Source organism: Psychrobacter sp. ENNN9_III, from assembly GCF_001462175.1.
GTDB lineage: Bacteria > Pseudomonadota > Gammaproteobacteria > Pseudomonadales > Moraxellaceae > Psychrobacter.
The window spans coordinates 1-5,025 of record NZ_LNUO01000209.1 but is presented as its reverse complement, the minus strand read 5'-3'; the positions used below and the strand labels follow the sequence as shown (position 1 = coordinate 5,025).

Below are 5,025 nucleotides of genomic sequence, written 5' to 3'. Positions count from 1 at the left end.
GGGGGGGGGGGGGGGGGACGGGGCCCAAGGAGTAAAATTTTAAAAAACAGTGACGGACGTGAGATTGCAGTACCAGCCAATCATGTCTCGCCGGGCGATGTCATCGAATACCACACCGTTTATAACAATATCAACGCGCAGCCCGTTGATGATATCAATGCCATGGTGTCGTTGCCGAATAATGTGCAGCTGGTATCACTAAACAGCCCACTACCGACGCTTGCAACTACTGGCGGCGACAGCTATCAAACCATTCAGCAAGTGGGTAATACTGTAGTAGTGAAAGAAAACTACTCTGGACTTAAATGGAATTTAGTCGATCTTGACGCGAATACACCGCAAACTATAATTATACGCGCCAAGGTTCAATAAGAACAAAGCGGAATTTAAAACTCAAAAACCATCAAATTTTATAAAAGGTCTTGTGGGCTAAATATTTAGTCGGCAAGACCTTTTTTTAGTTGGTCACAGCTTTTCGTCGATTTCTCACACAGTCATTTAAGCACTCCCTACCAGTAAAATTTTGGTTTCATATCACGACACTATCTGTCGTTTTATATCCCCAATTCTTCTATAAATCCAATGACTTAGCGTTAATTTTGATAAAATAGTACTCTACTAATGAATGGGCACTATAACTTATGGCAACCATCAATTATGAACGACTACAAGGCAAGCTCAACATCTTAGCGGATGCTGCTAAGTATGATGTTTCTTGCTCCTCCTCCGCTGGTACTCGCAAAAACCAAGGCGGTGGTCTCGGCGACGCTTCAGCGACAGGAATTTGTCACAGCTATACCGAAGATGGTCGCTGTGTCAGCTTGCTCAAAATCCTATTAACCAATCACTGTATCTATGACTGCGCGTACTGCACCTCACGCAAAAGCAATGACACACCGCGCGCAGCATTTACGGTTGAGGAAGTGGTTGATCTGACCATGCAGTTTTATCGCCGTAACTATATCGAAGGGTTGTTCCTCAGCTCTGGTATCTTTAAAAGTGGCGACTATACGATGGAACGACTGGTCGAAGTTGCCAAAATCCTGCGTACTCGTGAGCGCTTTAACGGTTATATTCATCTAAAAACCATCCCTGGCGCTTCAAAAGAGCTATTGTTAGAAGCTGGGTTGTATGCAGATCGTCTCAGCGTCAATATCGAGATTCCTACCAAGTCAGGTCTAGCTTTGCTCGCACCAGAGAAGTCGCACGACGAGCTAAAAGCGCCAATGCAGACGGTAAAAGAAGAAATCGTCACGATTCGTGAGAGCCGTAAAACCCATAAAAAAGCACCCAAATTTACCCCAGCTGGCCAGACCAGCCAAATGATAGTCGGTGCTAGCAATGAGACCGACTTGCAAGTAATTCAGCTATCGAGCCATTTTTATCAGACTTATGATCTCAAGCGCGTTTACTACTCAGGTTACGTGCCGATGCTTTCTGACAACCGCTTGCCAGCGATTGGCACGCCAGTACCAATGGTACGTGAAAACCGTCTGTATCAAGCCGATTGGCTAATACGTTTTTATGGCTTTGGTGCACACGAAATTGTGGAGCCAGAGTCGCCCTTTTTGGACTTGGACTGTGATCCAAAGCTGGCTTGGGCCATTCGTCATCGCGAGCACTTCCCCGTCAATATTCAAACAGCGACTTATGAGATGATTGTACGCATCCCAGGTATTGGCACCAAAACGGCCAAAAAAAATAGTGAAAGCGCGTAAGTTTAATCAGTTGACCCTTTATCATCTCAAAAAAATGGGCGCCGCGGTCAATCGTGCCAAATATTTCATCGCAACCACTGGCAAAAACGAGCATCTTGCACATCTGACTCGTGACAACTTTCGTCAATATGTACTGGCGCAAACGCAGACTAAATTTAAGGATCAGCGCAGTGGGCAATTAGCACTGTTTTAAAAAGGAGCATATATGCTAGAGCTGACCCCAAACACCGCGTACCCTGTTGGTCAATTGACACCCAGTATTGTGCTTTATGAGCCAAGTTTTGAAGGTTGGTTGAGCGCGGTGTTTTATGTTTATGTCAATAAGCTGCAAAACGATGAAGCATTACGATTGATTGCTCAAGACTGTTATGTACCCTCATTGATTGCTCAAGCAACCAGCGTTGTGCCTAATGAAGAAAATGCTGAACGTGTATTGGTAAAACTAAACCAGCTATTAGGTCGCTCAGGTATGCGCAATTTACTTTGGGGGTTTTTGTCTGAAAAAGACGACATTGGTACTACTTTATTTCAAGTAGTCAAATATGCTATTGACTACCCTAGTCGTTATGTTATGCAAGACTTGGGTAACTTGAACATACTTGAGCTGGTACAAACTGTAAAGTCTGTCGGACGTGAAAAGCATCGCATGGAAGCGTTTGTGCGTTTTGAGCACACAACCAGTGACATCTATTTTGCCCGTGTTGAGCCTGATTTTAACGTCTTGCCGCTGATTGGGGAGCATTTTCGGCAGCGCTATCAAGATCAGCATTGGGCTATCTATGATCTGGCTCGTGGCTATGGCATTTATTATGACAAGAGTCAAAGCACGCCCACGCGCCCCGCTGCCCTGCAAACCATCACCGAGCTTGATGATGCTGTTTTACGCAACCCTGCCAGTATTCATAGTGAGGACGAACAGCGCTATCAAAAATTTTGGCAAGGCTACTTTACCAACGTCAACATTAAAGAGCGCAAAAACCCTCGTTTGCACAGACAGTATTTACCGCAGCGCTATTGGAAATACTTAAGCGAAAAGCAAATATTGCCCAATGCTGAACACTTGCAAAAGCGTCGTTAGCCACTCATCAATTCTTTAGACTGTAAAAACTTGAGCTAGCATGGCGATTTGTCACCTCTAATCGGTCTTCATGGTTGAGTTTTCAGCATTTTTAACTGACAATAGCAGCTTGATATCCTAACTGGTGGCCCACGCTATTATGAAAGTTATGCGTTTACTGTCGTCCTTAAAACATGATGAATCCGAACGTGGGATCTTTCATCTTGGACGCGCTTTGGCCAAAAACGGACATACTTCTATTATTGTCTCTAGTGCCGATGATGATAACGATTTGGTCAAACGTTTAGAGCGAGATGGCAATATATACCATCAGCTGCATATGTATAAAAAATCATGGTTATCAATCTTACAAGTTGCCCCTCTACGTCATCTTATCGAACAATACAATCCTGATATTATCCATGTGCATTCACGTACACCTGCTTGGATATTGCATTTAGCCCTGCGCCGAGCACGCGTAAAACATCGACCAAAGCTAGTCTCAACCATGTATGGTTTTTATTCAATTAACAAGTATTCACAAGCACTACTGGATGTCGATACCATTATCACTGTATCAGATAGTGTGACGAACTATTTGAGAAAAGGTCTACATCGCGAAGAGATCGATCCAAAGTCCATCAAGCGTATCTACCGCGGCGTTGATACGCGTCGTTATCCGTATCGGCACAACCCTTCTGTATATTGGTTACGCCGTACCTTTGCAGAATATCCTGAGCTTGAACATAAGAAATGGTTGGTGTTTCCTACTATCATTGGTAATGAATATGGACAAGAATGGCTGATTGATATTCTAGGAAACCTACAAGAACAATTTCCTAATATCCACGCTATTATTATGGACGACGACCATAGAGATGGTGACGTGGCGCATGAAGACTTTCGTCAACGCACCAATACGCTAGGTCTGGCCGAACGTATCACGTATGTCGGTCGTAAACGTAACGACATGCGGGAGTGGCTGTCAGCGGCCAATATCGTTATGGCGCTTGCTAATCAACCTGAATCTATCGGTATCAATGCTCTACAGGCGATTCATCTAGGTACGCCCGTGGTTGGTTGGGATCAGGCGGCTTTTAGTGAGATTTTGCAACCGTTGTACCCGCAAGGATTGGTTAAAAAATACAATGCTCAGGCTCTGTGCAAAGTTGTTAAAAGTCAGTTAGAAAGTGTCACTCGTCCTGAGATGACAGATAAGTTTACCATGCGTCAGATGATTAAAGAAACTATTGAAGTCTATCAGGGTCTGTATGAAGCCTCGCAGAAAGAACAAAAAGCGTTACTAGATGCTCACTCTCTACAGAGATCCAAAAGGCATTTAAAGGCTGCCAGTCCCCCTTTTATCGATACTCATGATAAAAGGATAACAAATACTAAAATTGATCTATTAAAAAAGTCGCCAAAAGTGACGGGCGACTTAACGGCGAATAAGGAACAGGCTAGTAGTGATAAAGCCGTCGCTACTAATAAAAGTAAAACAGATAAAAGCAAAACGGACAATAACCATTAGAAATAACAGATAACAGATAACAGATAAAAGCGAATAGCGTCGCGCCTCAGTATAGCAGCAACTCTATATAATCGTTCTATCTAATAAGTCGTTGGCGTATGCGCACTTACTATATGAGTCACCGTATCACTAGGATTAATAAAGGTATGCGGCTTCATGGTATCAATCACATAACTGTCCCCTTTATTGAGCAAGTATGTGGTCTCCTCGATGCGAATAAGAATCTTGCCTTCGATGACCGTCCCAATCTCTTCTCCTTCATGAGCGATTTTTTCTTCCGTTGAGCTGTTGGGCTGATAAGTCTCAATCAAAAACCCTAAGTTTTTTGTTGTGCTGCAATTGTATACCTGTTTAAGCGACACTCTGCTATTTGGTTCACTAAGCTCAATTAAATCTTTGGGAGTCACTACCACTCTTGCTTTAGGTTCTTTCCACTCGTCACTAAAAAAAGTCGTCAAATCAGAGCCTAGCACCGCTAAAATTGCTTTTAATGTATTGACGGCCGGACTCACTTTATTGCGCTCAATGGCGCTGATTGAGGTATTGGTCAGTCCTGCAAGCCTTGCAAGCTTACGCTGTGAATAACCTTTAGCAAGGCGCAGCTGATTGATTTTTTTACCAATATCTTCTTCTGGTTGTTCATCCGCTTTGATGGCTGTCTGAGCCTTTTCGGAGACGACTTTATCATCTAAATTGGTTTTATCTGAAGTATTATCTAG

Annotated in this window: 3 protein-coding genes and 2 pseudogenes; 4 read left to right on the top strand and 1 reads right to left on the bottom strand. The window is 43.4% G+C overall.

Going from position 1 to position 5,025, the window contains the following annotated elements; all coding sequences use genetic code 11:
• The 4 genes and pseudogenes from PENNN9_RS12440 to PENNN9_RS12425 form a co-directional block, all read left to right on the top strand.
• Window positions 1-372 (top strand): annotated as a pseudogene (locus PENNN9_RS12440) (hypothetical protein); the annotation flags it as partial.
• A 269-nt stretch (window positions 373-641) separates the two neighbouring features.
• Window positions 642-1,911 (top strand): annotated as a pseudogene (locus PENNN9_RS12435) (putative DNA modification/repair radical SAM protein).
• 12 nt (window positions 1,912-1,923) lie between these two features.
• Window positions 1,924-2,796 carry a TIGR03915 family putative DNA repair protein gene (locus PENNN9_RS12430; RefSeq protein ID WP_058369966.1) on the top strand — a complete coding sequence of 291 codons (873 nt, stop codon included), beginning with the start codon at window positions 1,924-1,926 and terminating at the stop codon, window positions 2,794-2,796.
• Window positions 2,797-2,935: 139 nt separating this feature from the next.
• On the top strand, window positions 2,936-4,306 hold the full coding sequence (locus PENNN9_RS12425; RefSeq protein ID WP_082638097.1) for a glycosyltransferase: 1,371 nt from the start codon (window positions 2,936-2,938) through the stop codon (window positions 4,304-4,306).
• A gap of 80 nt (window positions 4,307-4,386) precedes the next feature.
• Here the strand turns inward: PENNN9_RS12425 and PENNN9_RS12420 are convergent, their stop codons facing one another.
• Window positions 4,387-4,959, bottom strand: coding sequence for a cupin domain-containing protein (locus PENNN9_RS12420; RefSeq protein WP_058369807.1), 573 nt, complete (start codon window positions 4,957-4,959; stop codon window positions 4,387-4,389).
• Window positions 4,960-5,025: the final 66 nt, after the last annotated feature.

Coding starts and splice junctions, on each gene's coding strand:
- PENNN9_RS12430 (WP_058369966.1), top strand. CDS start 1,924: ATGCTAGAGCTGACCCCAAACACCGCGTACCCTGTTGGTCAATTGACA.
- PENNN9_RS12425 (WP_082638097.1), top strand. CDS start 2,936: ATGAAAGTTATGCGTTTACTGTCGTCCTTAAAACATGATGAATCCGAA.